Here is a 23,922-nt window from a genome sequence, read left to right as displayed (position 1 = left end):
GATGTCGAACCCGTGATAGCGTGAGTTTGACCAGTTGGTCAAATCAAGACACCAAAAGCAAGCAAACTCGCAAGCAACAGGGAAGAAGACTATGGCAGCTCCGGCGCAGAATCTCAGGATCAATGGCGACAGGTTGTGGGACAGCCTGATGGAGATGGCCAAGATCGGCCCCGGCGTTGCGGGCGGCAACAATCGACAGACGCTGACCGATGAAGACGCCGAAGGGCGCGCGCTGTTCCAAAGCTGGTGTGAGGATGCGGGCTGTTCCATGGGCTTGGATCAGATGGGCAACATGTTCGCACGGCGTGAGGGCACGGACCCGGACGCGCTGCCTGTCTATGTTGGCTCTCATCTGGATACACAGCCGACCGGCGGGAAATACGACGGGGTTCTAGGGGTGCTTGGCGGGTTGGAGATCATCCGCACGCTGAACGATCTGGGAATCAAAACCAAACATCCAATCGTGGCGACCAACTGGACGAATGAAGAGGGCACGCGCTATGCCCCCGCGATGCTGTCCTCGGGCGTGTTTGTCGGGATGCACACGCAGGATTGGGCCTATGACCGCGAGGATGCCGAGGGCAAAAAATTCGGCGATGAATTGCAGCGTATCGGCTGGCGCGGCGAGGAAGAGGTCGGCGCGCGCAAGATGCATGCGTTCTTTGAGCTGCATATCGAACAAGGGCCGATTCTGGAGGCCGAAGGCAAGGATATCGGTGTTGTAACCCACGGCCAGGGGTTGAGTTGGACCCAGATCACAGTGACCGGCAAGGATGCCCATACCGGCTCGACCCCGATGCCGATGCGCAAAAATGCGGGTCTCGCGATGGCACGTATTCTTGAAAAAGTGGATGAGATTGCGTGGTCACATACGCCGCATGCGGTTGGGGCTGCGGGGCATATTGATGTGTATCCGAACTCTCGCAATGTGATTCCGGGCAAGGTGGTGTTTACCGTCGATTTCCGCTCGCCCGAGTTGGATGTGATCACTGATATGGAAAATCGCCTGCGTGTGGCGGCCGAGGATATCGTGAACGAAATGGGCCTTCAGATTGAATTCGAAAAGGTCGGTGGATTCGATCCGGTCAAATTCGATGAGGGTTGTGTCGCCGCCGTGCGCGACGCGGCAGAGCGGCTGGGGTATTCCCATACGGACATCATCTCGGGGGCCGGGCACGATGCCTGCTGGATCAACCGGGTCGCGCCGACCGCGATGGTGATGTGCCCTTGCGTAGATGGCCTGAGCCACAACGAGGCTGAAGAGATCAGCAAGGACTGGGCGGCTGCCGGGGCGGATGTTTTGCTGCATGCGGTCGTTGAGACGGCGGAGATCGTGGAATAGGGGGCGCTGCCCCCGTCGCCCAAAGGGCGACTCCCCCGGGATATTATTAGCCAGATGAAGCAAGCGGCGCAGACCGCAACAGGGAGTTTGAAATGAGTACTGTCATCAAGAACGGGACCATCGTAACCGCCGATCTGACCTATAAGGCGGATGTGAAAGTTGAAGGTGGCGTGATCACCGAGATTGGGCCGGACCTGCGCGGCGACAAGGAGCTGGACGCCTCGGGGTGCTACGTCATGCCCGGTGGGATCGACCCGCACACGCATCTTGAGATGCCTTTTATGGGGACCTATTCCAGCGACGATTTCGAAAGCGGCACGCGTGCGGCCTTGGCCGGTGGCACCACGATGGTGGTGGATTTCGCGCTGCCCAATCCGGGCGAAAGCTTGCTGGACGCGCTCAAGCGTTGGGACAATAAATCGACGCGGGCGAATTGTGACTACTCGTTCCACATGGCGGTGACCTGGTGGGGAGAGCAGGTGTTTGATGACATCAAGACTGTCATCGAGACGCGTGGCATCAACACGTTCAAGCATTTCATGGCCTACAAAGGCGCCTTGATGGTGAATGACGATGAGTTGTTTGCCTCGTTCAAACGCCTGGCAGAGTTGGGCGGCACCGCGATGGTTCATGCCGAGAACGGTGACGTTGTGGCCGAGCTGAGCGCAAAATTGCTGGCCGAGGGCAATACCGGCCCCGAGGCACACGCCTATTCCCGCCCGCCGCAGGTCGAAGGCGAAGCGACCAACCGCGCGATCATGATTGCGGACATGGCCGGTGTGCCTCTGTACGTGGTGCATACCTCCTGCGAAGAGGCGCATGAGGCCATTCGGCGCGCTAAGATGCAGGGCAAGCGGGTGTGGGGAGAGCCTCTGATCCAGCACCTGACCTTGGATGAAAGCGAGTATTTCCATCACGATTGGGAACATGCGGCGCGGCGGGTCATGAGCCCTCCGTTCCGGAACAAGCAGCATCAGGATAGCCTATGGAACGGTCTGCAATCGGGCACGTTGAGCGTGGTCGCGACGGACCATTGTGCCTTTACGACCGAACAGAAACGCTATGGCGTGGGTGATTTCACCAAGATCCCGAACGGGACCGGAGGGTTGGAGGATCGGATGCCGATGCTCTGGACCTATGGGGTGAATACAGGGCGTTTGACGCCGAATGAGTTCGTAGCCGTTACTTCAACAAACATCGCCAAGATATTGAACTGCTATCCGAAAAAGGGTGCGGTTTTGGCGGGCGCAGATGCTGATCTGGTGGTGTGGGATCCGGACAAGGCCAAGGTGATTTCGGCCGAAACGCAGCAGTCTTCGATCGACTACAACGTGTTCGAGGGTAAAGAAGTGCGCGGGTTGCCGCGATTCACGCTGACCCGTGGTTCGGTTGCTGTGCATGATGGTGAGATCCAGACACAGGAAGGGCACGGGAAATTCGTATCGCGTGAGGCCAACACCCATGTGAACAAGGCGCTGAGCACCTGGAAAGAACTGACCGCCCCGCGCCCGGTGGAGCGGACGGGTATTCCGGCGACGGGTGTCTGACGCATTCGGGCCGCTTTTGGGCGGCCCGCAATCAAATTTTTCAAGGCTATGGAATGAACACTGACTCTACGACCCAGCCTGTGATCGAGGCAAGGCAGCTGGATCTCACCTTCCAGACGAATGACGGCCCGGTTCACGCGCTGAAAGATGTGAACCTGACGATCGACAAAGGCGACTTTGTCAGCTTTATCGGCCCTTCGGGCTGCGGCAAGACCACCTTTCTGCGCTGCATCGCGGCTTTGGAGACCCCGACGGGCGGTACGTTGACCGTCAACGGCATGACCCCGGATGAGGCGCGGCGCAAGCGGGCCTATGGCTATGTGTTTCAGGCGGCGGGTCTGTATCCGTGGCGGACCATTTCCAAGAACATCAAGCTGCCGCTTGAGATCATGGGCTATTCCGCGTCCGAGCAGGAAGAGCGCGTGAACAAAGTTCTCGAACTCGTTGATCTTGCTGGATTTGGTGGGAAATTCCCGTGGCAGCTGTCGGGTGGTATGCAGCAGCGGGCCAGTATCGCGCGGGCCTTGGCTTTTGACGCGGATATCCTGCTGATGGACGAACCGTTTGGTGCGTTGGACGAGATCGTTCGCGATCACCTCAATGAGCAGCTTCTGGCGCTCTGGGCGCGTACCGAGAAGACGATTGGATTCGTCACGCACTCGATCCCTGAGGCCGTCTATCTCAGCACCAAGATCGTGGTGATGAGCCCTCGGCCCGGGCGGATTACGGATGTGATCGACAGCCCTCTGCCCAAGGAGCGGCCGTTGGATATCCGCGATACCCCGGAGTTTATTGAGGTTGCACACCGGGTGCGGGACGGCCTGCGGGCGGGGCATTCCTATGATGACTGATGGGGCCTCGGATATGATAAGGCGCGCTACGTTGCAGGACGTGCCGGCCTGTGCGCAAGTGATCCATGATTGGGCCCGCCGGACAGATTGGATGCCGGAAGAGCTGCCTGTTGATCAACTGACAGCCTTGATTGAAGAGGCGTTCGATCATCGTGAGGTCTGGGTCACCGGTAACCCGGTCGATTGCTACATGTCCGTGGACCCGAATGAGCAGAAGATCGGTGCGCTTTATTGCAGGCGGACCGGTCAGGGCATCGGCAAGCGCTTTGTCGACAAGGCCAAAGAGGGACGCGCGTTTCTTTGGCTGACGACACACACACCGAACACTTCGGCGCAACGGTTCTATCAGCGCGAAGGGTTCGAGGTTACAAGCGAAGAGCCTCCCGTGCCCCCGGACACCGTGCCGGTCTACCGGATGGAGTGGCACGCATGAAGCAGGTCTTATCTGTACTGACTGTGCTGTTGGCCATTGCGGTCCTTTGGTATCTGGCCGTCGCGCCAATGAATGTTCGTGTCTCGCTCGATCAGGCGGAACGGGCAGGGGAAACCGTGACGCCCGAGACGTCGAGGGACCGTCAGCAGGTCTCGGTCTGGGTTCTGATGGTGCAAAACCCGTCGCATATTGCAGGTGGTTATGAGCTGGACCGGCCGCGCCTGCCAACGCCCGTTCAAGTCGGGCAGGAGCTTTGGAAAACCACCGGCGAAATGGTGATGCGAGGGCGGGCGTTGTCGAAACGCTCGTTGATCTATCACGGGTGGATCACGCTGCAATCCACGCTCTGGGGGTTTGTGCTGGGCACGGCCGTTGGCATCCTGGGGGCCGTGGCCATCGTCTATTCCCGCGTTGTGGATATGAGCCTGATGCCATGGGCCATCATCAGCCAAACCGTGCCGATTGTGGCACTGGCCCCTATGATCATCGTCCTGAGTTCTCAGTTGGGGATCGAAGGGCGCGGGGTACCCAAGGCGATTATCTCGGCTTACCTATGCTATTTCCCTGTACTGGTTGGGATGGTTAAAGGGCTGCGCTCGCCAGCCGTTTCGCAGCTGGATTTGCTTCAGACCTACAACGCGACCGGATTGCAGGCGTTTCTGAAACTGCGCCTACCGTCCTCAGTGCCCTACCTGTTCACTTCGCTGAAGGTTGGAATCGCGGCGGCCTTGGTCGGGACAATTGTGGGCGAGCTGCCGACCGGTGCAATTTCAGGCCTCGGCGCGCGCATTTTGATCGGAGATCAGTTCGGTACGCCTCTGGCCATTTGGGCGGCCTTGTTCGCAGCTGCAATTCTGGCGGGAATTCTGGTGACCTTACTGGACATACTGCAGCGAGTGACTCTGAAACGTATGGGGATGAGCGCATGAGCTGGTTGATCTTTTCCCTCCTCTTCTGGGCCGGTGCCTGGTGGCTGAACGCATGGCTGGCGCGGTCAATCTACCGTGATTCCAAAGGCGTGCGCGTCTTTGTTCCCGTACTTTTTGGTGTAACGCTGCTGATCCTGTGGGAGGGGCTGGTGCAAGGACTGGGCGTCTCACCCGTGATCTTGCCGCCGCCGTCGATGGTGGCGCAGACCTTTGTGAACTCGACCGATATTCTGTGGCAGGACTTCAAACAGACCGTGTTCAAAGGGGCGTTCACCGGCTTCGCAATCGGTGCCTCTGCCGCGTTTCTGACGGCCGTTCTTATCGACCGGTCCGTCTTTCTGACCCGAGGTTTGCTGCCAATCGGTAACTTTGTGGCCGCGCTGCCTATCGTCGGGATCGCCCCAATTCTGGTCAGTTGGTTCGGGTTCGACTGGCACTCCAAGGCGGCGGTGGTTGTGGTGATGGTGTTCTTCCCGATCCTCGTAAATACAGTGCAAGGCCTGCGTGAGGCGGACGCGATGCAGCGCGACCTGATGCGGACCTATGCCGCCAGCTATACGCAAACGCTGATCAAGCTACGCCTGCCTGCGGCCATGCCGTTCATATTCAATGGCCTCAAGATCGCCACCACACTGGCGCTGATCGGGGCGATTGTGGCCGAATATTTCGGCTCACCCACGCGCGGTATGGGCTTTCGGATTTCAACCGGGGTGGGCAGCTTGTCGATCGACCTCGTCTGGGCAGAAATCGCAGTGGCAGCAGTCGCCGGAACAGTGTTCTATGCTTTGGTGGCAGGGCTCGAAAAAATGGTAACCTTTTGGCACCCCTCACAACGCAGATAACAAGACCAACCAGACCCCGAAAACGGGGCACAATTCGTAACAAGGAGAAGATGAAGATGAAAAAGCTACTCAGCGGGGCGGTTGCCGCCTTTAGCCTGGCCGCCAGTGCATCACTGGCCGCCGATGAGGTAACGTTGCAGCTCAAATGGGTCACGCAGGCGCAGTTTGCAGGCTACTACGTCGCGAAGGACAAGGGGTTCTACGAGGAAGAAGATCTGGACGTCACTATCCTGCCGGGCGGTCCCGATATCGCGCCCACTCAGGTGATCGCGGGTGGCGGTGCGGATGTGACCGTCGAATGGATGCCGGCCGCACTGGCCGCACGGGAAAAAGGCTTGCCGCTGGTCAATATCGCTCAGCCCTTCAAAAGCTCAGGCATGATGCTGACCTGCTGGAAGGACGCGGGGATTTCTTCACCCGAGGATCTGAAGAACCGCACCCTCGGCGTTTGGTTCTTTGGCAACGAATTCCCGTTTATGAGCTGGATGAGCCAGCTGGGCATCGACACAGGCGGTAAGGCTGAAAACGGTGTAGAGGTGCTGAAGCAAGGCTTCAACGTGGATCCTCTGCTGCAGCGTCAGGCAGATTGCATCAGCACTATGACCTACAATGAATACTGGCAGGTCATTGATGCAGGCGTGAACCCGGACGAGCTGGTGACCTTCAAGTACGAAGATCAGGGCGTGGCAACGCTGGAAGATGGTCTTTACGTGCTGGAAGAGAACCTGAGCGACGAAGCCTTTGTTGAGAAAATGCAGCGCTTTGTGCGGGCCTCGATGAAAGGTTGGAAATATGCCGAAGAGAACCCGGATGAGGCCGCTCTGATCGTTCTCGACAATGACGCTACTGGTGCGCAGACCGAAGAGCATCAGAAACGCATGATGGGCGAGATTGCTAAACTGACCGCAGGATCGAACGGGGCGCTGGACCCGGCTGATTTTGAGCGGACGGTGAGCACACTGCTTGCAGGTGGTTCCGATCCGGTCATCACCGCGAAGCCGGAAGGGGCATGGACCCATCAGGTGACCGACGCGGCGCTCAACTAAACCACCAAGACTTTTCTTAAACAAAGACGCGGTCTCAAACGGGGCCGCGTTTTCTATTCTGACTGTCGGTTTCGTGTATGTACTCTTGGTGAATCTATAGTAGTATTTCCTTGTAATTTAACGCAAATCATCCATCTTGGCGCGTTTAGAAGGATAAAATGCAAGGATTTGCAGAAGAATTCAGTCACGCCTTCTCTCTCATCCTCGATGGGGATGCGGAGCTATGGGCGATTGTCTTCCTGTCTCTGAAAGTATCCGTATTCGCGGTGCTGATCTCGGCGCTGATTGGGATGCCCGTTGGGGCAGCGCTGGCCGTGGCGCGCTTTCCCGGCCGCCGAGCGTTGATCGTGCTGATGAATGCTCTGATGGGGTTCCCGCCGGTAGTGGTCGGCCTGCTAGTCTACCTGATGCTGTCCCGTTCGGGACCTTTGGGAGTGTTGGAACTGCTCTATACGCCCACCGCCATGATCATCGCGCAGGTGGTTTTGGTCACGCCCATCGTCGCCGCACTGACCCGGCAAGTGGTCGAGATGCTGGCCGAGGAGTATTCAGAACAACTCCGTTCACTTGGAGTGTCGCGTTTGGCCTCGGTTCCGGTGTTGTTGTGGGATGCGCGCTTGGCTTTGATCACCGCGCTTCTGGCCGGGTTCGGACGTGCCATTGCCGAGGTGGGCGCCGTGATCATCGTTGGCGGCAACATCAATCACGTAACGCGGGTCATGACGACGACAATTGCGCTCGAGACTTCGAAAGGGAACCTGGCTTTGGCGCTGGCGCTGGGTACGATCCTGATCGGTATCGCGGTGGCTGTGAACGCCATGGTCAGCGCTGCCAGCCTCCGCGCCGAACGAGAGGGGTTGCGCCATGCGTGATCTGACCTTCGAGATGACACAGTCCCTGCAGGTCCGCGATCTGGTCATCCGACGCAACGGACAGGTCTTGTTGGATGTGGCCGATCTGACGCTGGGCGGACCTGGTCCAACACTGTTGCTGGGTCCGAACGGCGCGGGCAAAAGCCTGCTTTTGCGGTGTCTGCATGGGTTGATCTCACCAGATCAGGGACAGGTTGTTCAAGATGGCACTCCGCTAAATGCCTCTCATACAGCACGGCAGGCAATGGTGTTTCAACAACCCGTTCTTCTGCGTCGATCGGTGTCCGCCAATCTGGACTTTGTGCTAAAACGGCAGGGGCTGGCGCGTCGCGCGCGCAAACTTCGGATTGCCGAGCTGTTGGCCGAAGGTGGCCTTGAGGGCAAGGCCCGCCAGCCCGCGCGGTCTTTGTCGGGCGGGGAGGCGCAACGGCTGGCGATCCTGCGGGCTTTGGCGATGACTCCTGAGACCCTTTTTCTGGATGAGCCGACCAGCGCACTGGACCCAAGCGCTGTGCAGATGATTGAACGTATGATCCTGCGAGCCTCGGCGCGTGGGGTGCGGATCGTTATGGTGACACATGATATCGGACAGGCGCGGCGGTTGGCTGCGGATATTGTCATGATGCAGGGCGGGCGTGTGGTGGAACACGGACCTGCCAAACAGGTTCTGGATGCCCCAGAAAGCGACGCATCACGTCGCTATCTCTCGGGCGCATTGGTTACATAACAAAAACATTGGAGCATGTGATGAGACGGGCAATTTTGCGCGCAGCGGCGCTTGGGCTTGGGATGATGGCCGGCATAGCCACAGCGGAAGAGCCATTTATCGTGGTGCAATCCACGACCTCGACCCAGAATTCGGGGTTGCTGGACTATCTGTTGCCGGGCTTTGAGGCGGAAAGCGGTATTGATGTCCGCGTCGTGGCCGTTGGCACTGGTCAGGCCATTCGCAATGCGGTGAATGGCGATGGGGATGTGTTGCTGGTCCACTCCAAGCCTGCGGAAGAGAAGTTCGTCGCAGATGGTTGGGGAGTTGAGCGTTTTGATCTGATGTATAATGACTTTGTTCTGGTCGGACCAAAATCGGACCCGGCGGGCGTCAAAGGGGGGTCAGATATCCTGTCCGCGCTTTCTGCGATCGAGGCGGCTGAGGCCGTATTCGCCTCGCGCGGGGATGACAGCGGAACGCACAAGGCCGAGATGGGCCACTGGGCGGATGCCGGTTTGGATCCGACCGAAGCGTCGGGTGAATGGTATCGCGAGACCGGTTCCGGCATGGGGGCAACGCTGAACATCGCCAGCGGCATGGGGGCTTATACGCTGACCGACCGGGCGACCTGGCTTTCCTTTGGCAACAGAGGGGATCTTGAGATTCAGGTCGAGGGCGATCCGCGATTGTTCAACCAATATGGTGTGATCTTGGTGAATCCCGAGCGGCATCCGAAAACGCGCGCCAATGCCGGGCAGAGGTTCATTGATTGGCTGACGGGGCCGGACGGGCAGGCGGCGATTGCGGACTTCCGGCTAGAAGGGCAGCAGGTGTTTTTCCCAAATGCGCAGTAAATTGGCCTGCGGTGAGCGTATTCTTGAAACGATGAAGCGTTAACCGCTGGCGCTATTGTGGTGGACCTGGCCCAAACCCGTCAGGTCATATCCATCAAATTCAGAGGCGCGGGTGCGGAACTGATCTGAGCGTATGAAGCGCAGCAGTTTCTGCATTGGCTCGTCAAAATAGGCCCGCCGCCAGATCGCCAGATCCAGCCGTTCCGAGTGGGTCGGTACGAAACGTAGGTTGTAGAGGCTGGCCAATGCGCCCAGACCAAACCCGGCCTCGGCTTTGTTGTCGTGCAGAGTGATGGCCAGCTCTTCCTCGGTGCGGGCGCAGGCAGGCAGAGCGGTCAGGTCGTCTCGGGTCAGGCCATGGGTTGTAAGTTCGGCATCAAACAGACGTTGGCTGGCGGCGCTGTTCTGGCGCAGGACGACGCGGCGGCCTCTGAGGTCGTCAAAACCGGCAATGTCCGAGGTCTCTGGGGACAGTAAAAGCCCGCGTTGTCGCTGCGCGATCTCGATCAGGACCACGGGGGCCTCGCCCAAAGCATCGCGCAGGGATTGGGTGTTGAAGCCGCCGTCCTCATGGATATGCAGCGCTGCGGCCTGCGCGCTGCGACTGCCAAGGCGACTAAGACCGTCGAAGGAGCCATCGTAATACGTCGCTAGGCCAGACCCGCTCTCCCGCAGCGCCCAGTCCAACAGTGGATCATGGCTGCCCGCAACGATCGGCGGCAGGAGCGGTTCCGCTACCTGTGGGCCGGAGCGGGAAGCGTTAAGCCATGCAATCACCTCGGAGCGGGGAAACAACAGCTTGCCCATGGCGCGAACACAAGGAACCTCACCCGAGGAGGCGAGATCATAGGCTTTCCGCTCGCCGATCCGTAACAGGTCGGCCAGCTCTTTCGTCGTCAGGTATTCGGACATTCAGTCGAGGCGCACAGCAGGGCCAGAGGTCGCCTGTTCCGCGCTGAAACCGATCTGATTCAGCGCAAAGGGGGCGGCAACAGTGATGACGACCATTGCAGTTGCGGCGGCAAGAAAGGCTTTCATCGTTTCCTCCGGTTCAGTTCGGATCAACCGTTGCGCGACGTAGAAATGCGATCAGGTCGTCCCGGTCCTGTTCTTGCGTGATCCGCTGCATCGGCATCTTTGATCCTGGAATGTAGTGATCCGGCCCCTCATCGAAAAGGGCATTTATCGTCTCGTCATTCCAAATGATATCAGAGTCTTGCAACGTTTCCGAGTAGAAATAACCTTGCAGGGTTCCGGCTTGCCGTCCGAACACTTCGTAGAGTGTTGGACCTGCACGGCGCTGCCCGTCCGGTGTCAAGCTGTGGCAGATTGAGCATTTGCGGGCGAATTGCCGTTCGCCGTTGCTCATCTGGTCGGGGTCTTTCAAAAAGCTGGGCTCAGACGCAGCCATCTGCTCCTGATCCCTCAGGGCGGCGACCGGCCAGCTATACATGGCCTCATCAATTCCGCCCGCGTGGATGTTCTTGCCGTCAGCCGAGAACGCCAGCGCCCAGACCGGCCCTCGCAGCGTGGCGCGGAAATCTTGGGCGATACGCCAGTCTATTGTGTCGATCACCATTATGTAGCCCTCGCCATCCCCGACGGCCAACAGACTGCGATCAGGACTGAGGGCTAGTGCCAGAATAGGGCGTCGGTCCAGGGTGAAATCCCTCTCTTCATCCGTGCTGAGGTCGCGGATACGGGTCCCGCCGTCTACAGCGCCATAGGCGATCCAGCCGTCTTGTTCGTTCAGAGCTAACTCATTGATGCCAAAGCCATGTTCGACCACGCGCCGGGTTTCCTGACCGCTGGCCACGTCCCATTCGCGTAGGCTGCCGTCCACACCCGCCGAGAACAGCCGGGTTCCATCTTGTGAAAACACCACCGCGTTCACACCGCCTGCTGTCGGGCCCAGCATTTGTGGGGCGGAGCCGTCCACCGGCCACAACCCTATTGTACCGTCCCAGCTGGCTGTGGCGACATGGGCTTTTGAGGCTGCAAGGCCCACGATTTTGCCTTTGTGCTGGCCAACAACCTCTCCGCCCGGCCAGCGGCGCAGGGTGAAGTCGTCTCCAGCGGAGTAGATGGCGGTTCCGTTGAAGACGACGGAGTTGACGGCGGCTTCGTGGCCCTCCAACCATTCGGGCATTTGATCCGACCACAGGCCAACCGAATTGTCGAAACTGGCCGTGGCGATCCGCCCGTCAGGCGCGGTTGCGATGCCCATGATTGGCCCGCCATGGCCCTTGAGCGTAAAGAACTCGGACCATGCGGGCAGGGGGATCAGGGCCAGCGCGACGGCGAGCCAGCGCATCTATTCAGCGGGAGAGGCCGCTGCTTTGCCCGCCTCTTTTTCCTGCACCTCTTCCAGCCACAGCGAGTGATGCTCACGCGCCCACTGCTCTTCAACCTCGCCGGTACCCATGGCGTCGAACGCGCCCTCCATCCCGACCGAGCCGAGGTAAATATGGGCGATGATGATGGCGATGAAGACATAGGCCACCATGACGTGCCAGACCTGTGCGTATTGCATCTCTTCCTGCGGCGACATCTGGACGGGCAGGTTTAAGCCAAGCGCCTGCGGAATGCCGGTGGAGTTGGCGATCGAGAAGGTCTTGGCGAACATCGGCAACTCGAACGGGAACAGCAGCGACAGGCCGGACAGGCTGATCGAGATACCCAGCAGGATACAGGCCCAGAAGATGATTTTCTGGCCCGCGTTGAATTTCTTTGCAGGCGGATGGCTGCCTTTGGTGAACAATCCCCCTCCGGCGGCCAGCCATTTCAGGTCGGTTTTGTTTGGGATGTTATGGGCGATCCAGTTCACAGTGACGATGATCAAGCCCAACATGAAGGCCCAAGCGAGATTGTTGTGCAGCCATTTACAGCCCTGCGCCATGGTGGCGAAGCCTTCCTTGCCGAAGACTGGGATCAGGAAGTCGCGGCCATAAAGCGTCAGCAAGCCGGTGATACCGAGGATCAGGAACGATCCGGCAAACAGCCAGTGCCCGAACCTCTCAAAGCTGTTGAAGCGCAGAACCGTGCGGCCCGTTTTTTCCCCATCAATGCGGATTTTACCGCGGATCAGGAAGAACAGCAGAATGACGGCCGCCATCCCAGCAATGATGTAGCTGCCGTATTCACGCAGTGGACCCGTTCGGAAGTTCCACCACCACATGCCTCCATCTTGGATCAGGACACCAGCGGCAGGCCCTTGAGACGACACCGTTGTATCGGCCGAGCCAAAGCGAATAGCCCGATACACGTCGCTGTCCGAGGCAACGCCGCTTGTTCCGAATTGGCCCAGCAGCCCCTCGACATTGCCCTGACCGGTGTTTTCCGAGCGATAGGCGTTGTCCACTTTCTCGCCCCGCTGCCGCGCCAGAATATCTTCGAGAGTCGTGGCACCGCCAGTCGAGGCGCGCGCATCCGCGGCGGGGTCTTCGGTCTCGGTGCTTTGGGCAAGGGCGAACTGGGTCAGCCCAAGGGTGAACAGAAGGGCGAAAATGAGACGGAACATCTGAACCTCGGTCAAAATTCCAAATGCAGGTGACCCACATTTGCGGGTCACCTGTTTCTTACACAGACGAATTAGCCGTCTTTCTGGTCGTAGGCCGTGCCCCAACCCCACGCGCCCGAGCCAAACCCGCGCGCGACGACACGCTCGCGGTAGATGGCCGAGACGACGTCGCCGTCACCGGCGAGCAGGGCTTTGGTGGAGCACATCTCGGCGCAGATGGGCAGTTTGCCCTCAGCGATCCTGTTGCGACCATATTTGGCGAACTCTGCAGTCGAGTGCGTTTCCTCGGGGCCGCCGGCGCAGAAGGTACATTTGTCCATCTTGCCACGCGATCCGAAGTTGCCCGCCTGCGGGTATTGCGGCGCGCCGAAGGGGCACGCGTAGAAGCAATAGCCGCAGCCAATGCACAGGTCCTTGGAGTGCAGGACGACGCCTTCTTCGTTCTGATAGAAGCAGTCGACCGGGCACACCGCCATGCAAGGCGCATCCGAACAATGCATACAGGCCACCGAGATCGAGCGTTCGCCTGGGTTGCCGTCATTGATCGTTACCACCCTACGGCGGTTGATGCCCCATGGCACCTCGTGTTCGTTCTTACACGCGGTGACACAGGCGTTGCACTCGATACAGCGTTCAGCGTCGCAGAGAAATTTTGCTCTTGCTGCCATTTTTCTCTTCTCCTCCTTACGCTGACCAGATCTTGCAGAGAGTCGCTTTGGTCTCCTGCATCTGGGTCACTGAATCATAGCCATAGGTCTGGGCAGTGTTGGTACTTTCACCCAGCACGTAGGGATCGGCACCTTTGGGGTATTTCTCCCTCAGGTCCTCGCCTTGGAAATGGCCGCCAAAGTGGAACGGCATAAAGGCCACGCCGGCACCGACCCTGTTGGTCAGCATCGCCATCACCTTGACCTTGCCGCCCTCAGGACCTTCGACCCAGACCTGCGATCCGTCCCGAATACCAAGGTTGTTGGCATCGCGCGGATTGATCTCGACGAACATGTCCTGCTGAAGCTCGGCCAGCCACGGGTTAGACCGTGTCTCATCGCCACCGCCTTCGTATTCGACCAAACGACCTGACGTGAGGATTATCGGGTAATCCTTTGAAAAGTCGTTCTTTTGGATCGAAGCGTAAAGGGTGGGTAGACGATAGGCCTGACGGTCCTCGTAGGTTGGATAGTCCTCCACGAGATCGCGCCGGTTCGTGTAGAGCGGCTCGCGGTGCAATGGGATCGGATCCGGGAAGGTCCAGACAACCGCGCGTGCCTTTGCGTTCCCGAAGGGCGCACAGCCATGAGCGATCGCGACCCGCTGGATACCGCCGCTGAGGTCGGTCTTCCAGTTGGTCTCTGGTCCCGCAACGGCGTCGATTGCCGCGCGTTCCTCCGCCGTCAGGTCTCCATCCCAACCAAGGTCCATCAGCATCTGCATCGTGAATTCGGGATATCCATCCTGAATTTCCGATCCGACGCTATAGACCCCTTCGGCCAGCAGGTTGTCACCATCGCGTTCCACCCCGAAACGGGCGCGGAAGGTCAGGCCACCTTCGGCCACCGGCTTGGACATGTCATAAAGGTTCGGTGTCCCTGTGTGACCCATCTCTGGCGTTCCCCAGCAAGGCCAGGGCAGACCGTAATACTCGCCGTCGTTGGGTCCACCAATGGCTTGCAGCGTGGTTCTATCGAACGTGTGCTGGTTTGCCATGTGGCTTTTCAGACGTTCTGGCGACTGACCGGTATAGCCGATGGTCCAGAGGCCCGAGTTGAACTCACGCGTGATGCTTTCAACATTCGGGGTTTCCGGGTCGTCCATCTCGATGTTGCGGAACAGACGATCCGCCCAGCCGAACTTGTTGGCGAACTTGGCCATGATGACCTCGTCCGGCAAGCTTTCGAACAGGGGATCCACCACCTTGTCGCGCCATTGAAGCGAGCGGTTCGAGGCAGTGACCGAGCCACGGGTTTCGAACTGGGTACAGGCTGGCAATAGATAAACGCCATCAGTGCGGTCCTGCAGAACGGCCGAGACGGTGGGATACGGGTCGATCACGACCAGCATGTCCAGCTTCTCCATCGCCGTCTTCATTTCCGTCATCCGGGTCTGCGAGTTGGGCGCGTGGCCCCACAGAACCATGGCGCGGACGTTGTTGTCCTGATCCATGTTGGCGGGATCTTCCAGAACACCGTCGATCCAGCGGGAGACCGGGATGCCGCGCTCGTTCTGGAGCGGTTTATCCTTGCCTTCCTTGTCCTTGATCGTGGCGAACTGACCCGCCAGCCATTCGGGATCTTCACCCCATACACGGGCCCAGTGACCCCATGCACCCTTGGACAGGCCATAGTAGCCGGGCAGGGTGTGGGACAGAACACCAAGGTCCGTCGCGCCCTGCACGTTGTCATGGCCGCGGAAGATGTTGGTGCCACCACCCGTGGTGCCCATGTTGCCGAGCGCAAGCTGAAGCACACAGTAGGCGCGGGTGTTGTTGTTGCCGTTGGTGTGCTGAGTACCACCCATACACCAGACAACGGTGCCGGGACGGTTGTTCACCATGGTCCGGGCGACGCGGCGCAGCTGCGAGCCGGGTGTACCGGTGACGCGCTCGACCTCATCCGGGGTCCACTTGGCAACCTCTTCCTTGATCTGGTCCATACCCCAGACACGGGTGCGGATGAACTCTTTGTCCTCCCATCCGTTGTCGAAGATGTGCCACAGAATACCCCAGACCAATGCGACGTCGGTGCCGGGACGGAAACGGACATATTCATCCGCGTGCGCCGCGGTGCGCGTAAAGCGCGGGTCGCAGACGATCAGAGGTGCGTTGTTCTGTTCTTTCGCACGCAGGATATGCAGCAACGAGACGGGGTGCGCCTCGGCCGGGTTGCCACCGATGATAAAGATGGCCCGGCTGTTGTGCATGTCGTTATACGAGTTAGTCATGGCGCCGTAGCCCCACGTGTTCGCAACGCCCGCAACAGTGGTCGAGTGGCAGATACGGGCCTGATGGTCCACGTTGTTCGTGCCCCAGTAGGCGGCGAACTTGCGGAACAGATAGGCCTGTTCGTTATTATGCTTCGCAGAACCCAGCCAGTACACACTGTCCGGCCCGGATTCCTGACGGATGTTCATCATGCCGTCGCCGATCTCGTTGATCGCCTCGTCCCAGCTGATGCGCTTCCACTCTCCGCCTTCCTTTTTCATCGGATACTTCAGGCGGCGTTCGCCATGGGCGTGTTCGCGGACCGCGGCGCCCTTGGCGCAGTGCGCACCCAGGTTGAACGGGCTGTCCCAACCGGGTTCTTGCCCGACCCAGACACCATTTTGCACCTCAGCAACGACTGTACAGCCGACCGAGCAGTGAGTGCAGACGGATTTGATATTCTCAACGGCTTGGTTTGCCGCTGTCTGGGCGCTGGCTTGCGTCACGGTTCCACCCGTAGCGCTGATCGCGGCAAGGCCGCCGATCGTCAGGCCCGAGCCACGCAGGAATGCGCGGCGATCGACGGTTTTCTCGCCGACCTGGGACAGGATACTTGTCCGCTGGGGGCGTCTCGCAACCCCGTTGGTCTTTTTCCTAAGCATTGTTTTCCTCCCTTGCGCGCCGTGTCAGCCACGGCTGGCTTGGTACTTCGCGAACCGACATCAGGGCCAATCGCAACCGTCCGTCGGGTAGATGACATCGTCCGGCGGCTAGGCCGGGCGCAGTCGAGGCGGCTTAGAAGCGCGCGCTTTCCAGATATGCGCGGGTATGCGCGGTGTCCTGCATGCGGGTCTCGTCCGTCGGCAGCTCGGCTGCTTCGGCTTGACCGCTCAGGCTGGCGGCGGCGACAGCAGCGGGCGCTGCGGTTCCGGCCAGTTTGAGGAAGTCGCGGCGGGTTGCGCCTTCTTCCTTGGTCTTGCTCATGGGTGTCTCCTCTCCCATTTGCGATCTAGCGCCTTCTTGGGCGCCGGTGAGTGGCGGGTTATGCCGCCGTCATTCGGAATGCCTCACGCTCGATCTCCATGAACACCCGACCGGCCGTCCCGACCGAGGCATAGAGAACCGAAGCTTCGGCAGCTTCCAAATCCGAATAGAAATGTGCGGCCCACGGGCCGATATGTTTGTTCCAGAACGCTTTTTGATCGTCGAGCGACGCAGCGGTTCCAAACCGGCCGACGATCATGCCAGCCATAATCTCCATCAGCGAGGCGATGTTATCTTCGGGCTCGAACACATTCTTGGCACGGGTAATGCCGCGCACGGCCATATCATTGCGCAACTGGGCCAGAGGTTTTTCGTTCAGGAACCCGGTCAGGTAAAAGCTGGCATAGGGCAGGAGCTCACCGCGCCCCAAACCGATGAACAGCGCGTTGAACTCGCGTTCTGCTGCGGCGGGTTTGGTCACTTTGGCCACCCGCGCCATGGCTTGAATAGCCTGACCCAGATCGGTGTCATCGCCGCTTAGCCCCGCCATCTGGTCCAACAGCAATTGATCCGGTGGGCCTGCCAGCAGCAAGCCCAGGAAGTTGTAGAAATCCGCGCGCAGCCGATCCTCGGCCGAGATATCCATTTGTTGCGCGTTGCTTGCTGTCATCAGTTATCCTTCAAATTCAAATCTCATACGGCGAGGGGCCGGGGTATATGCTTCGTCCTCAGGTTCTTCCGCTTTGGTCAGAGCTATCGGTTCCGGCGCTAGTTCGGGCTCGGCGAGGATGGGTTCTTCTTCCTCGACAGGCTCGGGGGCGTCGACCTCTGGCTCATCCTCTTCCGCTGCCAAAGCCTCAATATGCGCCAACATCCCTTTGCCGACCTGATAAGCGGTTTGGAGGTTTTCGATCACACAAGCGGAATCGGTATAGTCTTCGCCATAGTCGACCAGCCCGTCCACATTGGCCAGAACCGGGTTTAGCCTCCAAAGCCGACGTAAGGCGCGTCGGCGCAAGCGGTCGGGGACTGCCTTAGCCATGAAGCCCGACACATCATCGCCAGCTTGCAACTGGTCGGGGTCGGGCAGATTGAACTCGGCCAGAATTTCGGCGTCGCTCTTTTCTTCCAACTCGGCCTGTTGCGCCGCAATTGTTTGTTGTTCCACCGCGATCGCTTCGGCCTCGGTTTCGGCCTGAACGGCTGCCTTGCGGCGGGACCAGAAATCGCGGGCTTGGGTCATTGCAGCACCTTCCTCGGTGCGCGGTAGACGTCCGAGGTTTGCCGAATACGCGCATCCCCCTTGCCGTCCTCCACAAGGTCCGTGCGTTTCTTGTCACGACGGCGTTTGATGAAAACTTCATCCCGGTGGTGTTCCAAGGTGAAATCCCGAACCCAGGCGATCAGGCCTTCGGTCATCGGGATCTTCTCAACAATCTCTTCCCCAGTATCCGCGTAATCCTGCCCCTCGAATGGAGAGGCGGTGATCAGCGCCGCATCCATCGGGCGGTTACCGTCCAAATCATTGCGAAGAACCAGATAGACGGAAGGTTGTCCATCGGAGAGGTTGACCATGTAAGCTTCGGTCTCATCAGCCCAGAGGGTCAGGGGTAGGGTGGCGGCATGGTATTCCACGGCATCGCCTTCGCGCCGAAGCTCGACCCAGTCGGCCGGGGCGGCACCGGGCAGCACGGCAACTGCTCGCCAGTTCCACTTCGCCCAGCGAGTTACCCCGGGTGTTTTGCGCACGATGACGCCAACAGGCATTTCAATACGGCTTGCGGCCTTGGCCACTGGCTCCTCCCCGTAAGGCTCTCCCCTGCCTTACCCTAAGTCTACTATGGTACACATAGGGCGGCTCTGCCAAGTCTCAATCGCGTGAAAAACCTCTTGTACGACTAAAGTTTAACAAGTGAAATTCCGAGCGTTTGTGTCAGGAAAAACAGGCGCTCTCAAAGAATTTAATGTGCGATGCTTGGTGTTTGACAAAGACTGGATTGCCAGCCGAGCGATACCATCTAAGGTAACAAGTCAGGAAGCTGTCCGGGGGAGGGACATGGCCACCAAACTTATTCTATGTAACTGCGAAGGCTCGCAGCAGGTGGATGCCGACCGTATCCGCGCGGCCACCGAGCTGGAGTGCAGTAAAACACACACTGCCCTTTGCACGCGAGAGCTGGGTGTCGTTGCGGAGTTTATGAAGGGGGATGACCAACTGCTGATCGCCTGCGGGCAGGAGCAGGAAGTGTTTCGCGATCTGGCCGAGGATCTTGAGGTTGAACCACCCGCCTTTGTTGATCTGAGGGACCGCGCTGGCTGGTCGGACCAATCCGGTGACGCGGCCCCCAAGATGGCGGCCCTGGCGGCTGAGGCGTTGGTGCCGATGCCCATCTCGCCCAGTGTTGATGTCATCAGCGAGGGGACCTGTTGCATCGTTGGCCCGGCCGAGGTCGCCTTTGATCTGGCCGAGCGTTTGGCAACCACGCTGGCGGTGACTGTTGTGACGGGAGATGAGACCTCGCCCATCAGCCGCAGCTTTGACGTGGTACGGGGGCAGGTGCGTTCGGTTTCGGGCGCTTTGGGTGGGTTTGCCCTGCGGATCGACGGGTTGCAGCAAATTGCCCCGGGTGGTCGTGGGGCGTTTGGATGGACCGATCCGCGCGACGGGGCGCAGTCGGCCTGCGACATCCTGATTGATGTGACCGGAGAGACGCCATTCGTTCAAGCTCCGGCCAAGCGCGAAGGCTATTTGCGGCCGGACCCGCGCGACCCGCTGGCTGTCTCCAAGCTGGCGTTTGATGCAGCGCAGTTGGTGGGGACGTTCGAAAAACCCCTCTATGTACGTCTAGAGGAAACTCTGTGTGCCCATTCGCGGGCGGAGCAGGTGGCCTGTACCAATTGCCTCGATATCTGCCCGACCGGGGCCATCACGCCCGCCGGAGAGCATATTGCCATAGATCCCATGATCTGTGCTGGCTGTGGGGCTTGCGCTGCATTGTGCCCCTCGACCGCGATCACCTATGAAGACCCGCCTGTGTCGGCGGTGCTGTCGCGCATGCATGTCCTGGCCCGGACCTATCGCCGGGCCGGAGGCTCCGCGCCGCGTCTGCTGGTGCATGACGCCCATGGGGCCGAGATGGTCCGACTTGCCGCGCGGTTCGGACGTGGACTTCCCGCCGATGTCATTCCGATGGAGTCGAGTGTGATTTCCGGTTTCGGCCACGCCGAGATGCTGGCCGCTTTGGCCCACGGCTTTGCGAGGGTCGACATCCTTCTGGCCCCCACGACGGAGCGGGATGCGCTGGACCGCGAGCTGGAGCTTGCACAGGCGATCGCACCGTACGCAGGGCTTGGACTGATTGATGAGGCCGACCCGGATGCGATGAGCGATCTGCTCTATGCGCAAGAGGTACCGGCGGCACTGACCGATCCGGTTCTGCCGTTGGGCAACCGCAGGCAAATCGCCCGATTGGCAGCACAGGCTTTGAACCCCAAGGCCGAGGAACCTCTGGCTTTGCCCCAAGGCGCACCCTATGGGGCCGTCGCGGTGGATACGGATGCGTGTACGCTGTGCCTAAGCTGTGTGTCGCTCTGCCCATCGGGGGCCCTGATCGACAACCCGGATAAACCGCAGCTGAACTTCCAGCAGGACGCCTGTTTGCAATGCGGCCTGTGCCGCAACATCTGCCCCGAGGATGCCATTGCGCTGGTTCCCCAACTGGACCTGAGCGATGCCGCGTTGTCTCAGCAGGTGTTGAACGAGGAAGAGCCCTTTGAATGTGTCGAATGCGGTGCCCCGTTCGGTGTGAAGTCAACGGTCGAGCGGGTCATGGAGAAGCTGTCGGGGATACACCCGATGTTTGCCTCGTCCGAGCAGGCGCGGATGATCCAGATGTGCGACAATTGCCGGGTGGGCGCGCAGTTCAACATGCAGGACAATCCCTTCCAGTCCAATCCGCGGCCCAAGGTTGTAACGACGGATGACTATTTCTCAAAACGGAAGGATCATTGATGCTGCAGCGGCGCGCCCAGATCCGCTGCGCTGATGACCGAGACAAAGGCCAGAATGGCGTCCAGATCGTCCAGTGTCATCTCAACAGGGTGTATAGGCGACGGACGCGAGGGATCGAAGGGGGGCGTGAGGCCTTCGATCTGCGTAAAGGCCGGGTGGGGGTTCAGGGCGAAGAAGGCCTGAAACCTTTCATCCCAATCCGGCAAAGTGCGCAACACAGCGAAAGACGGGGTCGAGCCGAGCCCATTCATGCGGTTCTGCGGGCCGATCACATGACAGCGGCCGCAATGGGTCATCGAAAGCTCCTCACCCAATGCGGTGTTGCCGTCGATGACTTCGGAGGCCTCGGCGCTGGCAACCTCGAAACTGGCACTAAAGGGCGGGCCTTGATCCGGAGCAAAACTTTCGATCGTGCGCTTGCCGATATCCGACAGCAGCCAGTCACGAAACCGCTCCTGTTTCGGGTCGTCCTGAATGCGCAGGTGATAGACGATCTCGCCACGCGCAAAGACCGGATCGCCTTCGGCGCCGGTATTCAACGACATAACGCCCTCAGCATCGCTGATTACCCGTATCCCGGTCTTGAGTGAAAAGCGCGGAAGAATATGTTGCAAAAGGCCCGAGTTCGAAACTTCGGTCGGGCTGGCCAAGCCAATCGCGTCTTGCGCCCCGGAAGGGGTGGCGGAGAGCGTCAGGCTGAGGCACAAAAGGAAAAAGCGCATGCCCAAGCCTAATCGCCAAAAGGCAAATGCGTCAAATGAACGAAAAGAGACGGAGACACATGCAATGAAAAGCAACCATGCGATGGGGCAGGTTATGGGGATGATGGCATGAGTGTCCGTGACGCGGTTCTTGCAAACTTGAAAAAGATCACTGACCCGGTTTCTGGTCAGGATATCGTCAGCGCGGGCGTCGTGCGCGCCCTGAACGTCGAAGGCGATACTGTGCGCTTCGTACTTGAGATCGACCCCAAACAGGCCGAGCGGATGGAGCCTGTGCGCGCCGCCGCTGAGCAGGCCGCGCAGATGGTCGAAGGGGTTTCGAAAGTGTCGGCGATGATGACCGCGCATTCCGACAAGGCTCCGCCGGATTTGAAGCCGAAACCAAAGCCCTCTCAGACTGGTCCGCAGGCTGTGCCTGGAGTGGATCGTATTATCGCCGTTGCCTCGGGCAAGGGTGGGGTCGGCAAGTCCACCGTATCCGCAAACCTTGCCTGTGCCTTGGCGGCCGAGGGGCGACGTGTCGGGTTGCTTGACGCGGATGTCTACGGGCCCTCGCAGCCTCGGATGCTTGGTGTCTCGGGACGCCCGGCCAGCCCGGACGGCAAGACGATCCTGCCTCTGCGCAATCACGGCGTGACCATGATGTCGATGGGCCTGATGACCAACGAAGGGCAGGCCGTTGTTTGGCGTGGTCCCATGCTGATGGGTGCGCTGCAACAGATGATGAACCAGGTTCAATGGGGCGCGTTGGACGTGCTTATCGTTGACCTGCCACCGGGCACTGGTGACGTGCAACTGACGCTCAGCCAGAAGTTCCAGGTGGATGGGGCCATCGTTGTCTCAACGCCGCAGGACGTGGCGCTAATCGACGCCCGCAAGGGGATCGACATGTTCAACCAGCTCAAGACACCGATCTTCGGTATGATCGAAAACATGTCGACCCATATCTGTTCCAACTGCGGGCATGAGGAGCATATCTTTGGCCATGGCGGTGTCGCCTCCGAGGCGGAGGCGCTGGGCGTGCCGCTCTTGGGTGAAATCCCACTGCATCTGGATATCCGGATGGCCGCGGACGGGGGGGCGCCCATCGTGGTCAGCAAGCCCGACAGCCCGCAGGCCGACGCGTTCCGCAAGATCGCACGCGACCTTATTGCCAAAGGCAACGCATGAGCGAACCGGTCTTTCCCCCTCTGCTCACAGGTCATCCCGCCAAGGGTGGGGAGGACCCATTCGAGAAGGCCCAAGCCATGGCGGCGCTGGGCTGCGATTCCGGCTCGGTCGTGTACAATATTCAGGCCGATCGCCTGCGCGCGGCCATTGTATTCGCGCCGGAGGTCGCCTTGCAGGACGCCATGGCGATGCTGCCGCTCTGCGCCGTTGGATTTCAGAACGCGCTGGGTGCTCTGGCCCCGCCAGAAGTGGCGGTGCATCTGGGCTGGGATGGCCTGATATGCGTGAACGGTGCGAAATGCGGACAGTTCCATGTTGCCGCGTCGACCACCGATCCCGACCAGATACCCGACTGGCTGGTCGTCGGGTGGGAATTGGTACTGCTGCAAACCAGCGATGCGCCCGGCCATACGCCGGACGTCACCGCGCTTTATGATGAGGGCTGCGCCGAGGTTTCGGCAACCCAACTGGTGGAAAGCTGGTCACGGCATACGCTGACCTGGCTCAACCGTTGGTCCGAGGACGGCAACGCGCCGCTACATGGCGAATGGCTTGGCCTTCTGCGCGGCGTCGGAGAACCGATCGAGGGGCAGGGCGTGTTCCTTGGCACGGATGAGCGGTTCGGCATGTTGATCCGCGAGAAGGATGAGACCCACCTTCGCCCGCTCACAAACCTATTGGAGGCGACCCGATGAAACTGGCCCGCGCGATACATTTCGACGAAAGCGACATGAACGTGTTCCACTCGCCCGCGCGCACGGGGGAATGGTGCATCTCGGGCGGGTTTGAGTTTTCGAATTGGGGGCAGGGAGACCTAGAAGGCAAGGCCCGTCAGGCCTTTGCCAATGGCTGGTTGGGGTTAGAGACCTTCGGGCGTGTGACCTTTGTGGCCGTCACCCAGATCGAACCGGCCGAGAAGGACCAGATCGTCGAAAATCTGGCCGAGCATTTCGTGAAATTCTACGGCGCACCGTCTGTCGAGGCCGCGATGGGCGTGGCGCAATCGGAGATAGATCATATGTCCGAGCTTTGCGACGAACACCCTGCCAACACCTTGCTGACCGTTGCGCGCGAATTGACCGAAAGCGGAGTGCATGAAGCGTTCCGCGTGATCACTCCGCAGGAAACTCAGCTCGAGGCGCTGGCGGTTCATGGCTCGCTTGACGACTAAG

25 protein-coding genes are annotated in these 23,922 nt (G+C 59.7%); 14 read left to right on the top strand and 11 right to left on the bottom strand.

What is annotated here, in order from left to right; genetic code table 11:
* Positions 1-91: 91 nt before the first annotated feature.
* The 10 genes from ACXAH8_RS09070 to ACXAH8_RS09025 all read left to right on the top strand — a co-directional run bounded on the left by ACXAH8_RS09070 (position 92) and on the right by ACXAH8_RS09025 (position 9,425).
* Positions 92-1,342 (top strand): Zn-dependent hydrolase, encoded by a 1,251-nt coding sequence (locus ACXAH8_RS09070; protein WP_475217745.1) that lies wholly within the window; start codon positions 92-94, stop codon positions 1,340-1,342.
* A 92-nt stretch (positions 1,343-1,434) separates the two neighbouring features.
* On the top strand, positions 1,435-2,889 hold the full coding sequence (hydA, locus tag ACXAH8_RS09065; RefSeq protein WP_475217744.1) for a dihydropyrimidinase: 1,455 nt from the start codon (positions 1,435-1,437) through the stop codon (positions 2,887-2,889).
* 53 nt (positions 2,890-2,942) lie between these two features.
* Complete coding sequence (locus ACXAH8_RS09060) at positions 2,943-3,740, top strand: ABC transporter ATP-binding protein (RefSeq protein WP_170376555.1); 798 nt, start codon at positions 2,943-2,945, stop codon at positions 3,738-3,740.
* Positions 3,730-4,173 (top strand): N-acetyltransferase family protein, encoded by a 444-nt coding sequence (locus ACXAH8_RS09055; RefSeq protein ID WP_475217743.1) that lies wholly within the window; start codon positions 3,730-3,732, stop codon positions 4,171-4,173. The genes ACXAH8_RS09060 and ACXAH8_RS09055 overlap by 11 nt, the downstream gene beginning before the upstream one ends.
* Complete coding sequence (locus ACXAH8_RS09050; protein ID WP_170660396.1) at positions 4,170-5,102, top strand: ABC transporter permease subunit; 933 nt, start codon at positions 4,170-4,172, stop codon at positions 5,100-5,102. The genes ACXAH8_RS09055 and ACXAH8_RS09050 overlap by 4 nt, the downstream gene beginning before the upstream one ends.
* Positions 5,099-5,944, top strand: a complete 846-nt coding sequence (locus ACXAH8_RS09045; RefSeq protein ID WP_475217740.1) for an ABC transporter permease — start codon at positions 5,099-5,101, stop codon at positions 5,942-5,944. Before ACXAH8_RS09050 ends, ACXAH8_RS09045 begins: the two co-directional genes overlap by 4 nt.
* 56 nt (positions 5,945-6,000) lie before the next feature.
* Positions 6,001-6,990, top strand: a complete 990-nt coding sequence (locus ACXAH8_RS09040; protein WP_170376562.1) for an ABC transporter substrate-binding protein — start codon at positions 6,001-6,003, stop codon at positions 6,988-6,990.
* A gap of 158 nt (positions 6,991-7,148) precedes the next feature.
* Positions 7,149-7,862: an ABC transporter permease gene (locus ACXAH8_RS09035; RefSeq protein WP_170660394.1), complete on the top strand. Its 714-nt coding sequence runs from the start codon at positions 7,149-7,151 to the stop codon at positions 7,860-7,862.
* Entirely contained in the window at positions 7,855-8,589 is a 735-nt protein-coding gene (locus ACXAH8_RS09030; protein WP_170660393.1) for an ATP-binding cassette domain-containing protein, read from the top strand. Before ACXAH8_RS09035 ends, ACXAH8_RS09030 begins: the two co-directional genes overlap by 8 nt.
* A 20-nt stretch (positions 8,590-8,609) precedes the next feature.
* Positions 8,610-9,425 (top strand): ABC transporter substrate-binding protein, encoded by an 816-nt coding sequence (locus ACXAH8_RS09025; protein ID WP_475217737.1) that lies wholly within the window; start codon positions 8,610-8,612, stop codon positions 9,423-9,425.
* A 39-nt stretch (positions 9,426-9,464) separates the two neighbouring features.
* Here the strand turns inward: ACXAH8_RS09025 and ACXAH8_RS09020 are convergent, their stop codons facing one another.
* The 10 genes from ACXAH8_RS09020 to ACXAH8_RS08975 all read right to left on the bottom strand — a co-directional run bounded on the left by ACXAH8_RS09020 (position 9,465) and on the right by ACXAH8_RS08975 (position 18,640).
* Complete coding sequence (locus ACXAH8_RS09020; RefSeq protein WP_475217735.1) at positions 9,465-10,337, bottom strand: substrate-binding domain-containing protein; 873 nt, start codon at positions 10,335-10,337, stop codon at positions 9,465-9,467.
* Positions 10,338-10,463, bottom strand: coding sequence for a hypothetical protein (locus tag ACXAH8_RS09015; RefSeq protein ID WP_256439764.1), 126 nt, complete (start codon positions 10,461-10,463; stop codon positions 10,338-10,340).
* A gap of 13 nt (positions 10,464-10,476) precedes the next feature.
* Entirely contained in the window at positions 10,477-11,739 is a 1,263-nt protein-coding gene (locus tag ACXAH8_RS09010) for a c-type cytochrome (protein ID WP_475217732.1), read from the bottom strand.
* A complete protein-coding gene (locus ACXAH8_RS09005) occupies positions 11,740-12,945 on the bottom strand; it encodes a formate dehydrogenase subunit gamma (RefSeq protein WP_475217730.1) in 1,206 nt (401 codons plus the stop codon).
* A gap of 71 nt (positions 12,946-13,016) precedes the next feature.
* A complete protein-coding gene (gene fdh3B / locus ACXAH8_RS09000) occupies positions 13,017-13,613 on the bottom strand; it encodes a formate dehydrogenase FDH3 subunit beta (RefSeq protein ID WP_170376582.1) in 597 nt (198 codons plus the stop codon).
* A gap of 16 nt (positions 13,614-13,629) precedes the next feature.
* The gene (locus tag ACXAH8_RS08995; RefSeq protein ID WP_170376584.1) at positions 13,630-16,524 is read right to left on the bottom strand and encodes a formate dehydrogenase subunit alpha; all 2,895 of its coding nucleotides are present in this window, start codon (positions 16,522-16,524) and stop codon (positions 13,630-13,632) included.
* Positions 16,525-16,657: 133 nt separating this feature from the next.
* Complete coding sequence (locus ACXAH8_RS08990; RefSeq protein ID WP_170376587.1) at positions 16,658-16,846, bottom strand: ubiquinol-cytochrome c reductase iron-sulfur subunit N-terminal domain-containing protein; 189 nt, start codon at positions 16,844-16,846, stop codon at positions 16,658-16,660.
* 58 nt (positions 16,847-16,904) lie between these two features.
* Positions 16,905-17,516: a TorD/DmsD family molecular chaperone gene (locus ACXAH8_RS08985; RefSeq protein ID WP_475217728.1), complete on the bottom strand. Its 612-nt coding sequence runs from the start codon at positions 17,514-17,516 to the stop codon at positions 16,905-16,907.
* A 3-nt stretch (positions 17,517-17,519) separates the two neighbouring features.
* Positions 17,520-18,089: a DUF3306 domain-containing protein gene (locus ACXAH8_RS08980; protein ID WP_475217726.1), complete on the bottom strand. Its 570-nt coding sequence runs from the start codon at positions 18,087-18,089 to the stop codon at positions 17,520-17,522.
* Positions 18,086-18,640: a DUF3305 domain-containing protein gene (locus ACXAH8_RS08975; protein ID WP_170376596.1), complete on the bottom strand. Its 555-nt coding sequence runs from the start codon at positions 18,638-18,640 to the stop codon at positions 18,086-18,088. The genes ACXAH8_RS08980 and ACXAH8_RS08975 overlap by 4 nt, the downstream gene beginning before the upstream one ends.
* A gap of 262 nt (positions 18,641-18,902) precedes the next feature.
* Here ACXAH8_RS08975 and ACXAH8_RS08970 point away from each other — a divergent pair, with 262 nt between their 5' ends.
* A complete protein-coding gene (locus ACXAH8_RS08970; RefSeq protein ID WP_475217724.1) occupies positions 18,903-20,858 on the top strand; it encodes a 4Fe-4S binding protein in 1,956 nt (651 codons plus the stop codon).
* On the opposite strand, the gene ACXAH8_RS08965 is transcribed toward ACXAH8_RS08970, so the two are convergent.
* Entirely contained in the window at positions 20,852-21,580 is a 729-nt protein-coding gene (locus ACXAH8_RS08965) for a c-type cytochrome (protein WP_475217723.1), read from the bottom strand. The genes ACXAH8_RS08970 and ACXAH8_RS08965 overlap by 7 nt on opposite strands.
* A 108-nt stretch (positions 21,581-21,688) precedes the next feature.
* Here ACXAH8_RS08965 and ACXAH8_RS08960 point away from each other — a divergent pair, with 108 nt between their 5' ends.
* The 3 genes from ACXAH8_RS08960 to ACXAH8_RS08950 are packed head-to-tail and all read left to right on the top strand — an operon-like array spanning position 21,689 to position 23,921.
* On the top strand, positions 21,689-22,750 hold the full coding sequence (locus tag ACXAH8_RS08960) for an Mrp/NBP35 family ATP-binding protein (RefSeq protein WP_170526484.1): 1,062 nt from the start codon (positions 21,689-21,691) through the stop codon (positions 22,748-22,750).
* A complete protein-coding gene (locus ACXAH8_RS08955; RefSeq protein ID WP_475217721.1) occupies positions 22,747-23,445 on the top strand; it encodes a biotin/lipoate--protein ligase family protein in 699 nt (232 codons plus the stop codon). Before ACXAH8_RS08960 ends, ACXAH8_RS08955 begins: the two co-directional genes overlap by 4 nt.
* Positions 23,442-23,921 carry a DUF6505 family protein gene (locus ACXAH8_RS08950; protein WP_475217720.1) on the top strand — a complete coding sequence of 160 codons (480 nt, stop codon included), beginning with the start codon at positions 23,442-23,444 and terminating at the stop codon, positions 23,919-23,921. The genes ACXAH8_RS08955 and ACXAH8_RS08950 overlap by 4 nt, the downstream gene beginning before the upstream one ends.
* Position 23,922: the final 1 nt, after the last annotated feature.

It is taken from the genome of Ruegeria sp. ABV3_008, from assembly GCF_056161185.1.
The sequence above is the reverse complement of the archived record's forward strand: the minus strand, read 5'-3'. Positions and strand labels throughout refer to the sequence as shown.

Excerpts from the sequence above, each read along its gene's own strand:
- ACXAH8_RS09070 (WP_475217745.1), top strand. The coding sequence starts at position 92 with ATGGCAGCTCCGGCGCAGAATCTCAGGATCAATGGCGACAGGTTGTGG.
- hydA (WP_475217744.1), top strand. The coding sequence starts at position 1,435 with ATGAGTACTGTCATCAAGAACGGGACCATCGTAACCGCCGATCTGACC.
- ACXAH8_RS09060 (WP_170376555.1), top strand. The coding sequence starts at position 2,943 with ATGAACACTGACTCTACGACCCAGCCTGTGATCGAGGCAAGGCAGCTG.
- ACXAH8_RS09055 (WP_475217743.1), top strand. The coding sequence starts at position 3,730 with ATGATGACTGATGGGGCCTCGGATATGATAAGGCGCGCTACGTTGCAG.
- ACXAH8_RS09050 (WP_170660396.1), top strand. The coding sequence starts at position 4,170 with ATGAAGCAGGTCTTATCTGTACTGACTGTGCTGTTGGCCATTGCGGTC.
- ACXAH8_RS09045 (WP_475217740.1), top strand. The coding sequence starts at position 5,099 with ATGAGCTGGTTGATCTTTTCCCTCCTCTTCTGGGCCGGTGCCTGGTGG.
- ACXAH8_RS09040 (WP_170376562.1), top strand. The coding sequence starts at position 6,001 with ATGAAAAAGCTACTCAGCGGGGCGGTTGCCGCCTTTAGCCTGGCCGCC.
- ACXAH8_RS09035 (WP_170660394.1), top strand. The coding sequence starts at position 7,149 with ATGCAAGGATTTGCAGAAGAATTCAGTCACGCCTTCTCTCTCATCCTC.
- ACXAH8_RS09030 (WP_170660393.1), top strand. The coding sequence starts at position 7,855 with ATGCGTGATCTGACCTTCGAGATGACACAGTCCCTGCAGGTCCGCGAT.
- ACXAH8_RS09025 (WP_475217737.1), top strand. The coding sequence starts at position 8,610 with ATGAGACGGGCAATTTTGCGCGCAGCGGCGCTTGGGCTTGGGATGATG.
- ACXAH8_RS09020 (WP_475217735.1), bottom strand. The coding sequence starts at position 10,337 with ATGTCCGAATACCTGACGACGAAAGAGCTGGCCGACCTGTTACGGATC.
- ACXAH8_RS09015 (WP_256439764.1), bottom strand. The coding sequence starts at position 10,463 with ATGAAAGCCTTTCTTGCCGCCGCAACTGCAATGGTCGTCATCACTGTT.
- ACXAH8_RS09010 (WP_475217732.1), bottom strand. The coding sequence starts at position 11,739 with ATGCGCTGGCTCGCCGTCGCGCTGGCCCTGATCCCCCTGCCCGCATGG.
- ACXAH8_RS09005 (WP_475217730.1), bottom strand. The coding sequence starts at position 12,945 with ATGTTCCGTCTCATTTTCGCCCTTCTGTTCACCCTTGGGCTGACCCAG.
- fdh3B (WP_170376582.1), bottom strand. The coding sequence starts at position 13,613 with ATGGCAGCAAGAGCAAAATTTCTCTGCGACGCTGAACGCTGTATCGAG.
- ACXAH8_RS08995 (WP_170376584.1), bottom strand. The coding sequence starts at position 16,524 with ATGCTTAGGAAAAAGACCAACGGGGTTGCGAGACGCCCCCAGCGGACA.
- ACXAH8_RS08990 (WP_170376587.1), bottom strand. The coding sequence starts at position 16,846 with ATGAGCAAGACCAAGGAAGAAGGCGCAACCCGCCGCGACTTCCTCAAA.
- ACXAH8_RS08985 (WP_475217728.1), bottom strand. The coding sequence starts at position 17,516 with ATGACAGCAAGCAACGCGCAACAAATGGATATCTCGGCCGAGGATCGG.
- ACXAH8_RS08980 (WP_475217726.1), bottom strand. The coding sequence starts at position 18,089 with ATGACCCAAGCCCGCGATTTCTGGTCCCGCCGCAAGGCAGCCGTTCAG.
- ACXAH8_RS08970 (WP_475217724.1), top strand. The coding sequence starts at position 18,903 with ATGGCCACCAAACTTATTCTATGTAACTGCGAAGGCTCGCAGCAGGTG.
- ACXAH8_RS08965 (WP_475217723.1), bottom strand. The coding sequence starts at position 21,580 with ATGCGCTTTTTCCTTTTGTGCCTCAGCCTGACGCTCTCCGCCACCCCT.
- ACXAH8_RS08960 (WP_170526484.1), top strand. The coding sequence starts at position 21,689 with ATGAGTGTCCGTGACGCGGTTCTTGCAAACTTGAAAAAGATCACTGAC.
- ACXAH8_RS08955 (WP_475217721.1), top strand. The coding sequence starts at position 22,747 with ATGAGCGAACCGGTCTTTCCCCCTCTGCTCACAGGTCATCCCGCCAAG.
- ACXAH8_RS08950 (WP_475217720.1), top strand. The coding sequence starts at position 23,442 with ATGAAACTGGCCCGCGCGATACATTTCGACGAAAGCGACATGAACGTG.